17 protein-coding genes are annotated in these 17,893 nt (G+C 37.5%); all 17 read left to right on the forward strand.

The window, feature by feature from the left end:
- The first annotated feature begins 5 nt into the window (after window positions 1-5).
- The 17 genes from VIHSUH07_RS03170 (at window position 6) to VIHSUH07_RS03255 (ending at window position 17,886) form a co-directional block, all read left to right on the forward strand.
- The gene (locus tag VIHSUH07_RS03170) at window positions 6-887 is read left to right on the forward strand and encodes a branched-chain amino acid ABC transporter permease (RefSeq protein ID WP_005376806.1); all 882 of its coding nucleotides are present in this window, start codon (window positions 6-8) and stop codon (window positions 885-887) included.
- Window positions 887-1,897: a branched-chain amino acid ABC transporter permease gene (locus VIHSUH07_RS03175; RefSeq protein ID WP_105083888.1), complete on the forward strand. Its 1,011-nt coding sequence runs from the start codon at window positions 887-889 to the stop codon at window positions 1,895-1,897. The genes VIHSUH07_RS03170 and VIHSUH07_RS03175 overlap by 1 nt, the downstream gene beginning before the upstream one ends.
- A 12-nt stretch (window positions 1,898-1,909) precedes the next feature.
- Complete coding sequence (locus tag VIHSUH07_RS03180) at window positions 1,910-2,671, forward strand: ABC transporter ATP-binding protein (protein WP_005384247.1); 762 nt, start codon at window positions 1,910-1,912, stop codon at window positions 2,669-2,671.
- A 1-nt stretch (window position 2,672) separates the two neighbouring features.
- Window positions 2,673-3,383: an ABC transporter ATP-binding protein gene (locus VIHSUH07_RS03185; RefSeq protein ID WP_105083889.1), complete on the forward strand. Its 711-nt coding sequence runs from the start codon at window positions 2,673-2,675 to the stop codon at window positions 3,381-3,383.
- Window positions 3,384-3,741: 358 nt separating this feature from the next.
- Window positions 3,742-4,440 (forward strand): polysaccharide biosynthesis/export family protein, encoded by a 699-nt coding sequence (locus VIHSUH07_RS03190; RefSeq protein WP_105083890.1) that lies wholly within the window; start codon window positions 3,742-3,744, stop codon window positions 4,438-4,440.
- Window positions 4,441-4,487: 47 nt separating this feature from the next.
- Window positions 4,488-6,314 (forward strand): polysaccharide biosynthesis protein, encoded by a 1,827-nt coding sequence (locus tag VIHSUH07_RS03195; protein WP_105083891.1) that lies wholly within the window; start codon window positions 4,488-4,490, stop codon window positions 6,312-6,314.
- A gap of 50 nt (window positions 6,315-6,364) precedes the next feature.
- Window positions 6,365-7,804, forward strand: coding sequence for a GumC family protein (locus VIHSUH07_RS03200; RefSeq protein ID WP_105083892.1), 1,440 nt, complete (start codon window positions 6,365-6,367; stop codon window positions 7,802-7,804).
- A gap of 1 nt (window position 7,805) precedes the next feature.
- The gene (locus VIHSUH07_RS03205; protein ID WP_105083893.1) at window positions 7,806-8,426 is read left to right on the forward strand and encodes a CpsD/CapB family tyrosine-protein kinase; all 621 of its coding nucleotides are present in this window, start codon (window positions 7,806-7,808) and stop codon (window positions 8,424-8,426) included.
- A gap of 22 nt (window positions 8,427-8,448) precedes the next feature.
- On the forward strand, window positions 8,449-9,648 hold the full coding sequence (locus tag VIHSUH07_RS03210) for a DegT/DnrJ/EryC1/StrS family aminotransferase (RefSeq protein ID WP_105083894.1): 1,200 nt from the start codon (window positions 8,449-8,451) through the stop codon (window positions 9,646-9,648).
- Complete coding sequence (locus tag VIHSUH07_RS03215; RefSeq protein ID WP_105083895.1) at window positions 9,645-10,331, forward strand: sugar transferase; 687 nt, start codon at window positions 9,645-9,647, stop codon at window positions 10,329-10,331. Before VIHSUH07_RS03210 ends, VIHSUH07_RS03215 begins: the two co-directional genes overlap by 4 nt.
- 9 nt (window positions 10,332-10,340) lie before the next feature.
- Entirely contained in the window at window positions 10,341-11,201 is an 861-nt protein-coding gene (locus VIHSUH07_RS03220) for a LicD family protein (protein ID WP_105083896.1), read from the forward strand.
- A 17-nt stretch (window positions 11,202-11,218) separates the two neighbouring features.
- The gene (locus VIHSUH07_RS03225; protein WP_009660935.1) at window positions 11,219-11,938 is read left to right on the forward strand and encodes an IspD/TarI family cytidylyltransferase; all 720 of its coding nucleotides are present in this window, start codon (window positions 11,219-11,221) and stop codon (window positions 11,936-11,938) included.
- A complete protein-coding gene (locus VIHSUH07_RS03230) occupies window positions 11,919-12,986 on the forward strand; it encodes an NAD-dependent epimerase/dehydratase family protein (protein ID WP_105083897.1) in 1,068 nt (355 codons plus the stop codon). The genes VIHSUH07_RS03225 and VIHSUH07_RS03230 overlap by 20 nt, the downstream gene beginning before the upstream one ends.
- Window positions 12,979-14,046: a glycosyltransferase gene (locus tag VIHSUH07_RS03235; protein WP_105083898.1), complete on the forward strand. Its 1,068-nt coding sequence runs from the start codon at window positions 12,979-12,981 to the stop codon at window positions 14,044-14,046. The genes VIHSUH07_RS03230 and VIHSUH07_RS03235 overlap by 8 nt, the downstream gene beginning before the upstream one ends.
- Before the next feature lie 47 nt (window positions 14,047-14,093).
- On the forward strand, window positions 14,094-15,365 hold the full coding sequence (locus VIHSUH07_RS03240) for an O-antigen ligase family protein (RefSeq protein ID WP_105083899.1): 1,272 nt from the start codon (window positions 14,094-14,096) through the stop codon (window positions 15,363-15,365).
- Window positions 15,319-16,251: an ATP-grasp fold amidoligase family protein gene (locus VIHSUH07_RS03245; protein ID WP_105083900.1), complete on the forward strand. Its 933-nt coding sequence runs from the start codon at window positions 15,319-15,321 to the stop codon at window positions 16,249-16,251. The genes VIHSUH07_RS03240 and VIHSUH07_RS03245 overlap by 47 nt, the downstream gene beginning before the upstream one ends.
- 183 nt (window positions 16,252-16,434) lie before the next feature.
- Window positions 16,435-17,886: a lipopolysaccharide biosynthesis protein gene (locus VIHSUH07_RS03255; protein ID WP_105083901.1), complete on the forward strand. Its 1,452-nt coding sequence runs from the start codon at window positions 16,435-16,437 to the stop codon at window positions 17,884-17,886.
- Window positions 17,887-17,893: the final 7 nt, after the last annotated feature.

Genomic DNA, 17,893 nt, shown 5'->3' on the forward strand with positions numbered 1-17,893 from the left:
GTATAGTGTTTTTACAACAATTAGTTAACGGGTTAACCCTCGGTAGCTTATATGCTGTACTCGCTATTGGCTTAACACTTGTGTTTGGCGTTTTAAATATCATCAACATGGCACACGGAGGCATCTTTATGATAGGTGCCTTCGTTGGTCTTTTTATGGTAACTGTTTTTGACGTAAACATATTTGTAGCCCTTATCGTAGCGATGGCTGTAGGTGCCGTACTAGGTTACTTATTAGAATTTGTGGCGTTACGCCCACTACGTAAGAAAAAGGTGTCTCACTTAGCACCACTTATCAGCACCATTGGTGTTTCCATCTTCCTTGAAAGTTTGGCATTATTATTATGGGGCCCTCAAACGAGATCCTTCCCACCAGATTATATTGGTGGCCTTATCGACTTTGGGGTATTTAAAATCTCCATGGTACAAATTATCGGTTTAGGTGTTTCTGTTCTCTTAATGGTCATTTTAAATGTGGTTATTAAAAAGACTAAGATTGGTAAAGCTATTCGTGCTGTATCCATGAGCACGGAAACAGCAGCTCTTTTAGGCATCAATCCAACAATGATTATTTCTGTTACCGTTATGATTGCATCCGCTTTAGGTGCAGCTGCCGGTGTACTTGTTGGCCTATCCTTTAATGCTATTGAGCCTACTATGGGTGTTATCATAGGCTTTAAAGGCTTGGCTGTACTTATTCTAGGTGGTCTTGGTAATATTACTGGCGCCATGGTAGGTGGCTTTATCTTGGGCATTGCGGAAATCTTCTCCGTTGCCTATGGTGCATCTACATTCCGTGATGCGGTAGCCTTTGGTTTAATTATTGTCTTATTATTCTGGAGACCACAAGGCTTATTTGGTTCTAAAGATAAGGGGGGCAGACCATAATGGATATTTTTAACCCTTATTATCTACAAATTGTGATGTTCTTCATCATTAATGCCATCCTAGGTATTTCCATTTATTTCACACTTGCTAGTGGACAGTTATCCCTTGGGGCAGCTGGCTTTATGAGCGTTGGTGCTTATGTGGGTGCATTGCTTTCTTTGAAAGCCGATTTACCTATCGTAGTTGGTATTTTAGTAGGTGGCTTTGTAGCCGCTTTAGTTGCCGTTATCATCGGTTTGCCAACAACTCGATTGAAAGGTCTATATCTTGCCATCGCCACACTTGGTTTTGGTGAAGTCGTGCGTGTTATCTTCTTGAACCTAAATGTGACAAATGGTGCTCTTGGTCTATCTGGCATTCCATCTATTCCACAAGAATTAACAAATTTTGCTTATGAAATCGATATTGATGGCCTTATGGGAATCGATGCGGTTGCATGGGGCAATATTATGGCTATCATTATTTTACTAGTCGTTTTGATTTTTATTATTGCTTTCTGTGTACGTATCAATAATAGCCGTGTTGGTCGTGCCTTTGCCGCCATTAAGGCAGATGATCATGCTGCTGAGTTGATGGGGATTAATGTAGTGTACTATAAAATGATGGCTTTCATCATCGGTGCATTTATCGCCGGTATCGGTGGTGGTTTGTATGCTCATATCACAAACTTTATCAATCCTACAGATTTCAGTTATCATAAAGTAGTACAAATCTTATTGTTCCCTGTATTTGGCGGCTCTAATGTAGTATGGGGTTCCGTACTTGGTTCGTTCATTCTTACATTGTTGCCAGAAGTATTGCGTTTCTTATCCGACTATCGCGATATCATTTATGGTGCATTGTTAGTTATTTTGATGGCTGTTCGTCCAGATGGTATTTTAACAGAATCTATGGTAGATAAGATTAGTCGTAAATTAGGCTTTAAAAAAGCTCCATACATTCCTGAAACACAAGTATTAACAGAACGTTTTGAAGCGTATAAACGTAAACAACAAGATAAACAAGGATAGGAGGGGAACTGAATGCTATTAGAATTAAATGACGTAAGTAAAAGCTTTGGTGGCGTTGCAGCTCTCACCGGCATATCCTTTGGTGTTAAGCAAGGTGAAGTTTTTGGTGTTATCGGACCAAATGGTGCTGGTAAGACTACACTCTTTAACTTGATTACAGGTGTATTCCCTGTAAGTTCTGGGGAAATTGTATTTGATGGTATGTCTGTTGTAGGCATTAAACCCCATAGAACAGTAGAAATGGGTATTGCTCGTACATTCCAAAATATTCGACTTTTTGGCAATATGACAGCTTTGGAAACAGTATTAACTGGTATGCATTGCCGAACTGGTTCTGGTTTCGTTGCAAGTTTCTTAAGAACAAAACGCCAACGTATTGAAGAAGAACGTTGTCGTGGCATTGCATATGAATTTTTAAAACTCGTAGGTCTTGAAGAAGATGCAGAAGAAGTTGCTACATCATTACCATATGGCAAGCAACGTCGTCTCGAAATCGCGCGTGCTTTAGCTACACATCCTCAATTGATCTTGCTCGACGAACCAGCAGCGGGGATGAATGACAGTGAAACAGAAGCGTTACGCCAATTGATTGGTAAAATTCGCGATTTAGGTATTACTGTTGTCGTAATTGAACATGCCATGGAATTGATGATGAATATCTGTGACCGTTTGGTGGTATTCAATTTTGGTAAAAAGATTGCTGAAGGTACACCTCAAGAAATTCAAAATAATGAGGCTGTTATTGAAGCATACTTAGGTAAAGAGGAGGTGTAATATGTTAAAGCTAGAAAACATCGTGGCTGGTTATGGACATATTACAGCCTTAAAAGATATTAGTTTAGAAGTACCACAAGGTTCCATTGTATCTTTGATTGGCGCCAATGGTGCTGGCAAGTCTACTACTATGAAGACTATTATGGGCCTTGTAAAGCCTACATCTGGTAAAGTATTGTTTGAAGGTCAAGACATTACTGGACATAAAACTCATCAAATTGTACATAATGGTATTTCCCTAGTACCAGAAGGTCGTCAAATTCTTCAAGATATGAGTGTTTACGAGAATCTTGAAATGGGCGCTTATATACGCAATGATAATGAGATTGAAGCGGATATTAAAAAGGTATTTAAACGCTTCCCAATTCTCGATGAACGGAGCTATCAACTAGGTGGTACATTATCTGGTGGCCAACAACAAATGCTTGCCATTGGTCGTGCTCTTATGGCACGTCCTAAGTTATTGCTACTAGATGAACCATCTATGGGTCTTGCACCATTAGTAGTCAATGAAATCTTTGAAACTATTAAAGAAATTAGTGCAGAAGGCACCACTGTTCTCTTGGTAGAACAAAATGTCCGTCAAGCATTGAAAATTGCTGATTATGCGTATGTATTGGAAACAGGCAAAATGGTATTGTCTGGTCCTGCTGATGAGGTGCGCCATAATCCTCGTGTCATGGAAGCTTATTTGGGCGGTCGTGTCGAATAAAATTACATATAATTTATTTGGATGTATATATCTATTATTAAAGGGATATATACATCCATTTTTTTTTTGCAAACTCCTAAATATAGAAATTTTTTATTAGTAATAGAGATATATAGAATAAATTTGACTTATATATGCGTAGAAAAATACACATATATGAGTAGGCGTTAAACATAGATAGTTTCAGTATTCTTGGCGCTTCATGAAAACCATATAAAGAAGCTTCATCTTGCTTATATAGTAGTTACATAGAAACGATGATAAAATATGTGTACGATAATTAATTAAATATTAAATTATTTTAAATAGCTGTGTTATGATATGTTTCTGTTAGAAATGAATACTATGAGGTGTATGTATGAATCGGAAATGGGTTATTTTATCTCTTGTAATAGGTACGATAGCTACTACGGGTTTTGCAAAAGATGTTTCTCCTGTAGCAGTTACAACATCAAATATGAATACGTCTGCATCTACGATTGGTTCTGATCAAGAGTATCGTCTACGACAAGGGGATGAACTCATGATTGATGTAGTGCAACAGGCAGATTTAGGTGCAAATAAAACTTTCACCATTCGACCAGATGGATATGTATCTATTCCTATGGTAGGTAATATTAAGGCGGATGGAATGACAGTAGAAGAATTCACCCGAAATCTAACTACTGCATTATCCACATACATTATCAATCCTGATGTGTCGGTTAATGTTACAAAATTAGGTGGCGTTCGCGTTTATGTATTTGGTGAAATTAATAAACCAGGTGCCTATACATTAACTAAATCTAGTACCGTTATAGATGCGATTGGGGCCGCCGGTAGTTTCAACTGGGATACGGCTAAGAAGAAGATATTCTTAATTCATCAAAATGACCCTACAAAACCTATTGAAATTAATTTAAATAATATATTGAAAACTGGTGATATGACCCAAAATTACGTTATGCGTGAAGGCGATATCTTGTACTTAACTAAGAACAGTAAGATTAGTTTCTCTAGAGATATTGCTCCTATTTTGACAGGTGCTTACATGGTATCTCGCATAGGTAAAGACTAATTAGTAAAAATAGTATCATATGTAAGTCATATAAGGGGGGGCTTTCATTGCGTTCATATTTATTACCCGGCCTATTACTTATTGTAGATGTTATTACTATTATTGGTGTGGCATTGATCAGTTTGCTTATACGATTTGATGGCTATATAACACCACATTATATGCATCAGATGGTAGATGCATTGCCTATAATGGTTATCTCCTACATTGTTATGCTTTTATCCATGCATCTATATACGCGCATATGGCGTTATGCAGGCATGCGAGAAATGGTTGCTGTATTGATTGCGACCACCTTAGGAGCAGGACTTTTCTATACAGGTATGTATGTATTTGATAAATCTTTACCTAGATCCATATATTTGATTAGCTGGATTCTTAGTACCGGTGTTATCGGAATTGGTAGAATGGTACTCCATTATATTGCCATGCGATATGGTGGAAAACAAAGTACGGATGCTGATATGGTAAATACCTTAATCATTGGTGCAGGAGATGCGGGTGCCACAATTGCTCGTGAAATTGAACGGTATCATAAACGGTCGCGTAAGGTAATCGGTTTCATCGATGATGATGAATCTAAATTCAATCGTCTAATGGGGGGCGTTCGTATACTAGGTAATCGCTATGATATCCCATCTATTGTAAAAGAAAATAAGGTGAAAGAAATTATAATTGCCATGCCTTCTGTTACACGTAATGAAATCAGAAATATCATGGAAATCTGTTCACCTCTTAAATGCAAGGTCAATACATTACCGGGGATGTATCAATTGTTAGATGATGAGGTTCTAGTATCCCATTTGCATCCTGTATCCATAGAAGACCTATTAGAACGTGATGAAGTTCGTCTCGATATGGATATTGTAGAACATTATATTCGCGATAAGGTTGTCCTTGTTACTGGCGCTGGTGGATCTATAGGTTCAGAAATTTGTCGTCAAATTATGCGTGTTGGTCCTAAGACTCTTTTGCTATTAGGGCATGGTGAAAATAGTATATATCTTATCAATCAAGAATTGAAAAATATATATAAAGAGGGTCCGATTATACCAATTATTGCAGATATTAGAGATAAGCAACAATTAGATCAAATATTCAATCAGTATAAACCGCAAGTTGTATTTCATGCAGCAGCTCATAAACATGTACCTTTAATGGAAATTCAACCAATGGCTGCCGTTTTAAATAATATTTATGGCACAAGAAATGTAGCCGACGTAGCAGGTCGCCATGGCGTAGAACGGTTTGTCATGATTTCTACGGATAAAGCCGTCAATCCAACTAGCGTTATGGGTGCCACAAAGCGCGTTGCAGAAAAGGTTATCATATCTATGAATGATACATATGATACGAAATATATTACTGTTCGTTTTGGTAATGTACTTGGTAGTCGTGGTTCCGTCATTCCGTTATTTAAAAAGCAAATTGAAGCAGGTGGCCCTGTAACTGTTACCGATCCAGAAATGACACGGTATTTTATGACTATACCAGAAGCCAGTCAGCTTGTATTACAAGCTGGTGCTATGGGTAAAGGTGGAGAGGTATTCTTACTTGATATGGGCGAACCTGTAAAGATTATTGATTTAGCAAGAAATATGATTCGTTTATCAGGATTGGAACCTGATAAGGACATTCATATTAAAATTACAGGCCTTAGACCAGGTGAAAAGAAATACGAAGAGTTGCTTACATCTGAAGAAGGAACCAATCGAACGAATCATACAAAGATTTTTGAAGCCCCGTTAGATACCGTTGATCGTGATTGGTTGATAGATAAAATTGCTATCTTTGATTCTTGTGAAACTGATATGGATGTAATTGGTGTATTACAGGATATTATTCCAACATATACACCTAACCATAATGTTTAAGCGGAAAGAGAGACCGCGGTGTTGTATGCCTACTTGAAAGGGGTATTGGGATGGAACAAATTATAGATATAAAAGATATAGCCAAGATTCTTGTTAGAAAACGGCGAACTATTATAAATGTGACTGGCATTTGTATTCTCCTTGGTGGTGCGTACCTAATCGTAACACCATCCACCTATCAGTCTACTGCTATGTTACGTATTAAACAGACACAAGGCTTAGGTAATTCAGTGCTATCTAGTGACCCAAGCTACTCGGATACGATGGCTCGTCAATTGATGAACACTGATGCAGAGATTTTAAAAAGTCGTAATGTTGTAGAACCTGTTATCAATGAAATTGCCGGAGATAGTAGTAAGCTACCAACGTATGAAGAATTTGTTAAAAATCGTATAGAGACAAAGCCATATAAAGAAACACAGTTATTACAAGTTAGTGTGACTGGTAAGTCCCCAGAAGAGGCACAAGAAGCTAATCAGTTATTAATTGATACATTTTTAAAACGCTTAGCCGAGTTATCCCAAGTTGAACAAAAAACGACTCGTGAGTTTTTACAAAAAAGAGTGGTAACAGCGAAGGAGGAATTGTCTGAAGCAGAGAAAAAGCTCCAACAATTTCAAGTAGATAATAAAATTTATTCTACCAATGATCAAATGAAGGGGCTTACAGATAAGATTACGTTAATCGATCGTGAAAAGGCACAAAATAAGCTCGATTTAGAAACAGCGCAAGCTGCATTAGGTAGCATTAATGCGGATTTAGGTTCGGCAGGTGCTAGTATTGCAGATAGCTCAACGGTACAAGCTTATAAATCACAACTAGCAGATTTAGAGGCTCGTAAGGCAAGTTACGTAGGTAAATATACTGATTCGCATCCTGCAATGAAGGAAGTAAATGATCAGATTGCTAAAGCACAAGCCGGTTTACAACAGGAAATAGATGCTATTGTTTCACAGCAAGCTCCATCAAGTAACTCCGCTCAACAAGGTTTATTAGCAGATAAATTTAAAAATGAAGCTGCTTTAGCAGTAGCTCAAAGTAAAGAGGCTACGTTAGCTGATTTAGATAAAGATAACGAAGATGCGATGAAAGCACTTCCTGAAAAGGAACGGGGGTATATTCAAGCTAAGCGCGATGTAGATGTAGCCCAAGATATTTATGAAATGCTTTCTAAACGTCTGGAGGAAGCTAAGGTGGCAGAGGTTATGGTGCCGAATGAGGTACAAATCGTCGATGCTCCTACATTACCAGAAAAGGCGATTGCTCCTCGTCGTGTACTTGTTATGGTTGCCAGTGCTATTATCGGTTTAATTTTAGGATGTTTGTATACATTAGTTAACTCCTTGCGAAATCGTAGAATACAGACTGCAAAAGATGTTGAAGATATGTTACAGGTGCCGATGTTAGGTGTTATTCCTAATCACAATAAATCGGTCACAGAAGAACCTAAGAATAAAGTGTTGCGTTGGTTGTATAAGGTGAGAGGTTAAGATGGATACGATACGATTAATTTCAAATGAATATGGTGATACTCCTCTTGTGGAATCTTATCGAACATTGCGTAGCAATTTACAGTATCGCTGTAATGCAGAAAATAGAAAAATATTGTGTGTTACATCTGCTACTACAGGTGAAGGTGTATCGGAGGTGGCCGCTAATTTAGCGATTTCTTTGTCCAAGAATAATGACAAGGTGCTGTTAATTGATGGTAATTTACGCAATCCAGTGCAACATGTTGTATTTGATGTAAAAAATCAAGGATTAACAAATCATATCATTATGGATGAAGATTTGACGATTCATCGTCATGTGATGCCTCATCTAGATCTAATTACCAGTGGTGTTGCAGTGGAATCTCCGTCCGAGGTGGTTGATTCCCATCGATTATCTACGGTATTTGAGTACATTCGTGATGAATATGATGTCATCATAGTGGATACACCATCGGTGTTAAGTGTTACGGATGCCTTGGTAATAGCTGAGAAAGCTGATGGGGTTCTCTTGGTTGTAAAAGGTGATTATGTTCAACCTGATGATATGGCATTAGCTAAACAACGATTAGAGCAAATTGGAGTACCTATTATCGGATCAGTATTTATTGATATGGAATAAATGGAAAGTATAGGTGAAAGCTATGAAAATTAATTTCTCTCCTCCAGATATTACAGAATTAGAAATCAATGAGGTGGTAGAAGCGTTAAAAAGTGGTTGGATTACAACTGGACCACGTACTAAGGAATTAGAACGACGTATTGCAACGTATTTAGGGACGTCAAAGGCAGTGTGCTTAAATTCGGCAACTGCAGCCTTAGAAATGATTCTTCGCGTATTGGGTATTGGACCAGGTGATGAAGTTATAACTAGTGCTTACTCCTATACGGCTAGTGCAAGTCCTGTAGTTCATGTAGGGGCAAAACTAGTATTAATCGATACAGTACCTGATTCTTATGAAATGGACTATGATAAGGTGGCTGCTGCCATAACCGATAAGACAAAGGCCATTATTCCTGTCGATATCGGTGGTGTACCTTGTAATTATGATCGTTTATTTACCATTGTAAATAATGCTAAATTTTTGTTTACACCAAGCAATGATATACAACGAGCGTTGGGTAGAATTCCAATCGTCGCAGACTGCGCACATTCCTTTGGGGCAACCTATAAAGGTCAGCATACAGGATATGTAGCTGATTTTAGTAGTTTTTCCTTTCATGCAGTAAAAAACTTTACTACTGCTGAGGGCGGTTGTGCTACGTGGAAATCTATACCTGGCATTGATGATGAAGTTTTGTATAAACAATTCCAATTATTATCTCTTCATGGTCAGGATAAAGATGCATTGGCCAAAACTAAGATGGGGGCCTGGGAATATGATATTAAAGGTACCTATTATAAGTGCAATATGACGGATATTATGGCTGCTATTGGATTGGCCCAATTAGAACGATATCCTGGCTTATTAGAACGGCGTCGTGAAATTATTGATCGATATAATGACGCGTTTAAAGATTGTCCTGTATCCGTAGTACCTCATTATACGGATGAGCATATGAGTAGTGGTCATTTATATTTAGTGCGTATCAATGATGCAACCATAGAACAACGTAATGAATTAATTGAACGAATGGCAGAAAAAGGTGTCGCTACAAATGTGCATTATAAGCCAATTCCAATGCATACGGCTTATAAAAACTTGGGATTTTCTATCGATGATTATCCGAATGCATATAATCAGTTCAAAAATGAAATTACATTGCCCCTTCATACTAATTTAACAGATGAAGAGGTAAGCTATGTGATTCATACATTTAAAGAATGTTTAGGTGCATTATGATTTGGAAATCATGGCAGGAGTTGCCCGATGATATGCGATGTGAAGCAGTTCGCCCTTATTACGACATCTTAGCATCCCAACGTCGTGATTTAATGATTAAGTCTGTATTTGATCGCTTAGTGGCAGCTATTCTATTAGTAGTGCTAAGTCCCATATTTCTATGGTTAGCGGTATGGATCAAACTAGATAGTGAAGGGCCTGTATTCTTTAGACAAGAACGGGTTACTCAGTATGGTAAAACTTTTAAAATTTATAAGTTTAGAACTATGGTACAAAATGCAGAACAGATTGGCGCTCAGGTTACGTCTAAAGGCGATATGCGTGTTACATCTGTAGGACAGGCTTTGCGAAAATGTAGACTCGATGAATTGCCTCAATTAATCAATATATTAGAAGGTACCATGAGTTTTGTCGGCACACGTCCAGAGGTTCCGAGGTATGTAGCGGCTTATACAGAAGAAATGAAAGCGACATTGTTGCTCCCTGCAGGTGTAACGAGTGTAGCTAGTATTCGGTATAAGGATGAAGATACCTTGTTAGATGCGGCAGATGATGTAGATGATTGCTATATTCATAATGTATTGCCTGCAAAGATGGAATGGAATTTACGGAGTCTTAAAGAATTCTCGTTCATTGGAGAATTAAAAGTTATGGTGGAAACGGTATTGGCCGTTATACGTTAGAAAGGTAGTATGGCAGAAACAACAGCTCATGATATACAAGCTAAAGAATTGAATATGCTTTTGGTATTTAAAGAATTTTGTGATGCTCATAATCTACGACTCTATTTATGTGGTGGCGGTCTTATAGGGGCTATTCGACATAAAGGGTTTATCCCTTGGGATGATGATTTAGATATTTTTATGCCTCGTCCTGATTATGAAAGATTAGCTGAACTTTGGCCTATATACGGTGATAAACGATATACCTATTGTAGGACAACGAGAGATAAGATCTATCATGATGCAGGTGCATCAATTCGCGATGAAGAAACAACTTTCATCAATCGCCATAGTGTGAATGAAGATATTTGTCATGGATTAGCCCTTGAAATTATGCCCATCGATGGTTGTCCAAAGGGTACTGTCAAACGATTCTTTCAATTAATGTGGGCCATGACCTTTGCCTTGTTTAATGCACAACGGTTGCCTGATAACAAGGGCAAGGTATATCGCATGTTGGCTGGGTGCATTTATAAGGTGATTTCTAAACCTTCGTGGCGTTATCACATATGGCGCTTTGCAGAAAAACAAATGAGCCAATATGATTTTGACACATCCCATGAAGTAACGGAACTAATCGGTAGTTTGAAAGGTATGAAGTTACGCCACCCACGCCAAGATTTTGATCACGTTGTATATAAGGAATTTGAAGGTCATCAAATTCCCGTTATGGCTGGTTATGAACGATACTTACGTTTGATTTGGGGCGATTATATGCAATTGCCTCCAGTGGAACAGCGTGTAGCAAAGCATGATGCCGTATATATCGATATGGATTGTAGTTATACCAATTACAAGGGCATTCATTATTTAGTAAATAAACATCGTTAATAGTTAAGGGAGGTTCTATGAAAAGAATAGCAGTTATCTTTGCTGGTGGCGTAGGATCCCGTATGAAAAATGATAAAATGCCAAAGCAATTCCTTGAATGGAATGGTAAGCCTATACTGATACAAACACTATCCATATTTGAAGAAGAACCCTTCATTGATGGCATTGTATTAGTGTGTAAGTCAGACTGGATGGATTATGCAAAGGCTCTGATAGCAAAAGAAGGCCTTCAAAAAATCGTATCCATTGTTCCTGGTGGCGAGACTGCACTGGACTCTCAATATAACGGTTTGCTTGAAGTGAAACGATTATATGGTGTTGATGATATAACAGTACTAATTCATGATGGTGTACGACCTTTGGTTGATCGTTCTACCATTGTTAGAAATATACGATCTGTTGAAACAAAGGGGAGTGCCATTACGGTAACTCCTGCTATTGAAACAGTTATGGTTACTGATGATGGAGAAATCAAAACGATTTTAAATCGTCAACAATGTTTGATGGCAAAAGCGCCTCAAAGTTTTAGGCTCGTTGATATTCTTTCAGTTCATGATACATCAATAGCTGAAGGAATTCATGATTTTATCGATTCTGCATCTATGATGATGCATTATGGGTATCCATTGTACCCCGTATGGGGAGAACCTGAAAATATTAAGATTACAACCCCGTCAGATTATTATATGTTCACAGGTATATTAAAAAATAGAGAAAGTGGAGGTGAGGGCAATTAATACGGTTGTTGAACGAGACATACAAGAAATTATAGGTGATTCTCATATATTTAAGGATTTTCAGGATAAGACAATACTTGTAACGGGTGCTACAGGTTTAATCGGCTCTATGGTGGCTCGTTCATTAGTAGCCGCCAATGATGCCTATCATCTTTCATTACATGTCATATGCCATGTGCGCAATATAGAAAAGGCATATTCTATGTTTGGGGATATTCTAGATTCACAATCAATCACATTTGTTGATATGCCATTAGATTCTCTAACTGTAGAATGTGACTATATTATGCATGGTGCTGCCCCTACAAAATCAAAATATTTTGTAGAACATCCTGTAGATACGATTCGTACATCAATACATGGTACGGAACGTATGTTAGAACTGGGAAAAGAACAGCGGATTTTAGGTATGGTATATCTATCGAGCATGGAACAGTATGGTATACCTTATGAATCTGGTCAAGTTATGACGGAGGAACGCATCGGGTATTTAGATCATCTAAACGTTCGTAGTTCTTATTCTGAAAGTAAGCGTATGTGTGAATGTTACTGTAAATCCTATGCCGTTGAATTTGGTGTTCCTGTTAAAATCGCTCGCCTAGCACAGACGTTCGGCGCTGGTGTGCCGCTCGATGATAACCGAGTGTTTATGCAGTTCACCCAACATGCCTTGGATGGTCGTGATATTATCCTTCACACTAAGGGCGATTCCATGTCCAACTTCTGTTATATTACGGATGCAGTGCGGGCCATTATTATTTTGATGACCCAAGGTGATATGGGCGAAGCTTATAATGTGTGCCATGACGAGGAAACTCGTAGTATTGCTAGTATTGCCAATTTAGTAGCGTGCCATGTGGGGGGCGATAAAGTTTCTGTCGTTTTTGATATACCTGAAAATGTGTCCTCCTTTGGATATGCGCCTACAGTTCATATGTTTTTAAATTCTAGGAAAATGCGCAATCTATCATGGGAACCACAGGTAACAATGAAAGACGCATATATACGTTTAGCCGAATATATCACAGAGGAGCGTCAAAATGGGTAAAGAAATTATTATTGTTACGATTTCCCTTGGTAATGACGGAGCTGAACGAATTTTAACAGAATTGGCCCGTCAATGGCATCATGATGGTCATAAGATCACTGTTATTCAAACGAGTCCAAATCGGTATGGTACAGAATATGTATTGCCAAAAGGAATTGAGCAAATTCAAATACATACGACGAGTTCCAATAAGATTCTTCGATTTTTACAAGAAATTAAAGCACTTATTGGCATATTAAAACAACGTCCTAATGCAACGTGTTTATCATTTCTGAGTGCGTCTAGCTTTATTTTGGCAATTAGTTCTTGGTTTGTTAATAATCGAATGGTGTTCTCTGAGCGCAATAATCCGCGTAAGGTGCCTGTCGGCAAACATCAACAAATGCTTCGAGACTTTGCGTTTCGATTTGCTGATGCCATAGTATTTCAAACTGAAGATGCAAAATCATATTTCTCTAAGTCTATACAAAGCCGTGGGCATATCATTCCAAATCCGATTAATGGCAATTTACCAGAACCTTACGAAGGGGAACGCGAAAAGATTATTGTAACCGCGTGTCGATTGCATCCGCAAAAAAATCTACCTATGATGATTAATGCATTTAGCATGCTGGCTAATGAGTTTAAAGAGTATAAGCTTGTCATATATGGGCAAGGTGTTTTAGAAAATGAGTTACGACAACAAATAGCTAGTTTGGGATTAACAGATCGCATTCTTTTGCCAGGTTTTGCATCTAATATTTTAGAGAAGGAACGGCCTTGTGCTATGTTTGTTTCGTCATCTGACTTTGAAGGCATATCTAACTCCATGTTAGAAGCCATGGGAATGGGGTTACCTGTTGTTGTTACAGATTGCCCTGTAGGTGGAGCACGTATGGTTATTCAAGATGGAATTAATGGCTTGCTTGTTCCAGTAGGCGATACGAAAACGATGTATGAAAAAATGAAATCCATCTTAGCAAGTCCTGAGTTGGCTAAACGTATATCTGTTGAAGCAATCAAGGTGCGAGATACATTCCCACTCAGTAAGATTGCTAAGCGTTGGATTGATATTCTTTAGTACAAGCTTGTGTTGTGATTACATATATTGAGAGAAGAGGGACAGTATTGAAGTTAAATATTACGACCATATCTAATCGTCTTATATGGTTTATAACATTAGTATTTCTTGTACTTTCATTGACCATATCGTTCGCCCTCGGCGATGCAGATTACGGTGCCTATGTGCTATTCGTATGCTTGTTTGGATTAATACTATGTTATCTCGTACGAGACCAGGGGCGAATTACAGTGTCATTTACATGGATGCATATGTATATGCTACTATTCATAGGCGTTTGCTATCTTAGTTCTCTAAATGCTCTTGATCCATCTGTAGCCATGAGTAGAAGCTTTGATATTGTAAAAATATTTTGTATGCTCATTGTTTTGTATATGTGCTTTCAGCGAGAAAAATCAGTTGATTCCTTGTTGAAAATCGGTATGTGGACAGGATATATTGTCTGTTTCTATACGGTGTATTACTATGGGCTCGATTATTTTATCAATGTTCTTTCATCATCGGCTCGTATAGCCAATGACGCATTAAATGCAAATACAGTAGGACTATTAGGTGCCAATGCTATTGTAATGACCGTGTATTATATGATGTACGATAAACCGCGATGGTGGAACATCATAGCATTACCAACATTAGGTATATTGGCGGCTACAGGTAGTCGGAAAGCATTGGTATTTGTCGTTATAGGTATCGTTTTATTATTCGTATTCAAAAGCTTTCGTAGTAAAAATATTGTTAATTCCTTAGCTAAATTAGTAGCTTATTTGAGCATACTAATTATTGCTTTTATAGGTATATTACAGCTACCTATTTTTAGTGAAGTGTTAGAACGTATGAGTTCCATGGTAGATGCCTTTACAGGAACTGGTGGAGACTCATCTGCCATTGTTCGTATGGCTTTAGTCGATATAGGTTGGGATTTATTTCATCAATCTCCAATCATAGGCGTTGGGATTAATAATCCAGCAGTATATACATACTCTATTTTTGGACGGGAGAACTATTATCTTCATAATAATTATATTGAGCTATTGGCGGGTACTGGTATTGTCGGTGTGGTTACGTATTACTCCATGTATGCATATCTCGTTTATAACATGATACGATATCATGATTTTCACAGTAATGAATATGTCATGGTATTTATATTGCTTATGTCTCAATTAGTTATGGATATGGGTTTGGTTTCCTATGAAAGTAAAAGCACTTACTTTTATATGATGTTATTTTTTATAGAAGTTCAGATCTTACGGACTAGGAGAAAGAAATTACATGAACATACAAACAATCTTGACCAAGGGAAAGCGGTTCATCTCTGATCCTTATTACCGTTTACGGGTGATGATAAAAATGGGGGCTTACGACTCTTTAAGTGATGAAGCGTTTCTACGAAAGATATTTCCCCAATATATGGGATATCCATTAAATTTAGATAATCCACAGACCTTTAGTGAAAAGATGCAGTGGATGAAATTATATGATCGTAACCCCATATATACTACTATGGTTGATAAATATGAGGCTAAAAATTATTTAGCTGATAGAATTGACTCCAAGTACATCATCCCGACTTTAGGTGTATGGGACTCTTTTGATGAAATTGATTTTGATGCATTACCGAATCAGTTTGTACTGAAATGCACTCATGACAGTGGTGGTATTGTAATTTGTAAAGATAAGTCTAAGTTTGATAAAGAAGGAGCACGTCAAATTATTAATAAATCTTTACAGCATGATTTTTATCTTATAGCTCGTGAATGGCCCTATAAAAATGTACGACGCCGTATTTTGGCAGAAGCGTATATAGATGAGTTAGGGAATGCAGATTTATTAGACTATAAGATGTATTCCTTTCACGGAGAACCAAAGCTAACTGTAGTTTGTTCTGAACGATTTTCTAAAGGTGGAACACGTATGAACTATTATGATGAGGATTGGAACTATGTAAATCTTTCCGTTCTTCATTATGAGCCCGCTAAAAAAACATTTGAAAAACCGCCACACTATGAAGAAATGAGATCATTATGCAAACAATTATCTAAGGATTTTCCATTTTTACGGGTTGATTTTTATGACGTGAATGATCGTCTTTATATTGGAGAATTAACATTGTATCCTGGCGCAGGATTTATAAGGATGGAACCAGTGGAGTTTGATTACAAAATGGGAGAGTGGTTACATCTTGAAGGTATACATCGGAGCTGATTTTGTTCCTACAGATATAAATCGTACATTATTTGAAAATGGTGATATGGAGTCTATAATTGGAACTCAAGTATATGACATGTTATTTAGCGATACAGAATTATTTGTCATGTGAAGCGCATCATGAGTTATTTTTACAAGGCGTAAAGAATATAAATCGTAATTAAATGGATTTGAATATCAATGGATACTAAAGTTGTAGCTGCTGCTAAGTGGTCACTCATAACAGAAATCTTAGCAAAGCTCATTACACCAATTACAAATATCATATTGGCACATATTTTGGCCCCTACAGCATTTGGTATTTTAGCCACTATAATGATGGTTATTTCATTTGCAGAAATGTTAGCAGATGCAGGCTTCCAGAAATTCCTTGTTCAATACGAATTTGAAAGTGAAGAAGCTAAACAGAAAAGTGTTAGTGTTGCATTTATTTCCAATATAGTACTAGCTATTGTATTGTGGATTACTATCATTGTCTGGCGTGATGATTTAGCATCATTGGTGGGTAATGAAGGATTAGGCATTCCGTTAGCTGTAATGGGGGCGATGTTACCATTAAGTGCATTTAGTAGCATTCAAATGGCAATGTATAGAAGAAATTTTAATTTTAAATTCCTTTTAAGTATTCGTATGATTACAATCATTACGCCTTTGTTAGTATCGATACCGATGGCGTTAGCTGGATTTGATTACTGGTCCTTGATTGCAGGATTATTAGCCGCACATTTATTTACAGCCATTGCACTATGTGTTCGACAAGAAAAGTTGATATCTATCTATTTTTCGGGATCTGTGTTTCGAAACATGTTCAGCTTTAGTGCTTGGTCCTTAGCGGAAGCTTTCTCTATATGGCTTACTGCATGGGTGGATACATTCATTATTAGTCAGTTTTTGAATGCCTATTATCTTGGCGTGTACAAGATGCCGACGGCTATAGTAACTACTATTATGGCTATTGCTACATCTTCGATGGCGCCCGTATTATTCTCTGCATTATCACGACATCAACATAATCAAGAGGAATTTGAAAAAACATTTTTAACGTTTCAACGATATATGGCTTTATTTTTGGTTCCTTTAGGTGTGGGCATGTTTGTATATCAAGATTTTATTGTACAGATTTTATTGGGGCCCCAGTGGAAGTTAGCAGGTATAGTGCTAGGATCATGGGCATTAAGCTCATCTCTCGTGACAGCTATATCATATTTAATATCTGAAGCTTTTCGTGCTAAGGGGATGCCAAATATTTCATTCCTTGCACAGATGTTACATCTCATCGTATTAATACCGGTCATATATATATGTGTTCAATATGATTTCACTACATTTGTCTATGCTCGTTCTATAGTGCGCATTCAAATGATTGGTGTACTTTTATATTTGTTAGCCGTTTATGTAAAGATGGATGCGTGGAGTGTAATTTTTAATATTAAAGCCTATATCATTACCTCCGCCATTGTAGGTATTGGTTCTTATGCTTTGTTGCATTTATATAATAGTATGATTTGGACGATTTTCTGTATATGTGTCAGTCTTATTTCGTATCTTGTTGTGTTGTATTTATTTCCAACGGAGAGGGTTGTACTTGCAAAAATATGGGATAGCGCCTTAGCACGACTAAGACGTTCCTAAAGGAAAG

The organism is Veillonella sp. T34266-5, assembly GCF_002959815.1.
In the GTDB taxonomy this organism is placed as follows: domain Bacteria; phylum Bacillota; class Negativicutes; order Veillonellales; family Veillonellaceae; genus Veillonella; species Veillonella atypica.

Excerpts from the sequence above, each read along its gene's own strand:
- VIHSUH07_RS03175 (WP_105083888.1), top strand. The coding sequence starts at position 887 with ATGGATATTTTTAACCCTTATTATCTACAAATTGTGATGTTCTTCATC.
- VIHSUH07_RS03180 (WP_005384247.1), top strand. The coding sequence starts at position 1,910 with ATGCTATTAGAATTAAATGACGTAAGTAAAAGCTTTGGTGGCGTTGCA.
- VIHSUH07_RS03185 (WP_105083889.1), top strand. The coding sequence starts at position 2,673 with ATGTTAAAGCTAGAAAACATCGTGGCTGGTTATGGACATATTACAGCC.
- VIHSUH07_RS03190 (WP_105083890.1), top strand. The coding sequence starts at position 3,742 with ATGAATCGGAAATGGGTTATTTTATCTCTTGTAATAGGTACGATAGCT.
- VIHSUH07_RS03200 (WP_105083892.1), top strand. The coding sequence starts at position 6,365 with ATGGAACAAATTATAGATATAAAAGATATAGCCAAGATTCTTGTTAGA.
- VIHSUH07_RS03205 (WP_105083893.1), top strand. The coding sequence starts at position 7,806 with ATGGATACGATACGATTAATTTCAAATGAATATGGTGATACTCCTCTT.
- VIHSUH07_RS03210 (WP_105083894.1), top strand. The coding sequence starts at position 8,449 with ATGAAAATTAATTTCTCTCCTCCAGATATTACAGAATTAGAAATCAAT.
- VIHSUH07_RS03215 (WP_105083895.1), top strand. The coding sequence starts at position 9,645 with ATGATTTGGAAATCATGGCAGGAGTTGCCCGATGATATGCGATGTGAA.
- VIHSUH07_RS03220 (WP_105083896.1), top strand. The coding sequence starts at position 10,341 with ATGGCAGAAACAACAGCTCATGATATACAAGCTAAAGAATTGAATATG.
- VIHSUH07_RS03225 (WP_009660935.1), top strand. The coding sequence starts at position 11,219 with ATGAAAAGAATAGCAGTTATCTTTGCTGGTGGCGTAGGATCCCGTATG.
- VIHSUH07_RS03235 (WP_105083898.1), top strand. The coding sequence starts at position 12,979 with ATGGGTAAAGAAATTATTATTGTTACGATTTCCCTTGGTAATGACGGA.
- VIHSUH07_RS03245 (WP_105083900.1), top strand. The coding sequence starts at position 15,319 with ATGAACATACAAACAATCTTGACCAAGGGAAAGCGGTTCATCTCTGAT.
- VIHSUH07_RS03255 (WP_105083901.1), top strand. The coding sequence starts at position 16,435 with ATGGATACTAAAGTTGTAGCTGCTGCTAAGTGGTCACTCATAACAGAA.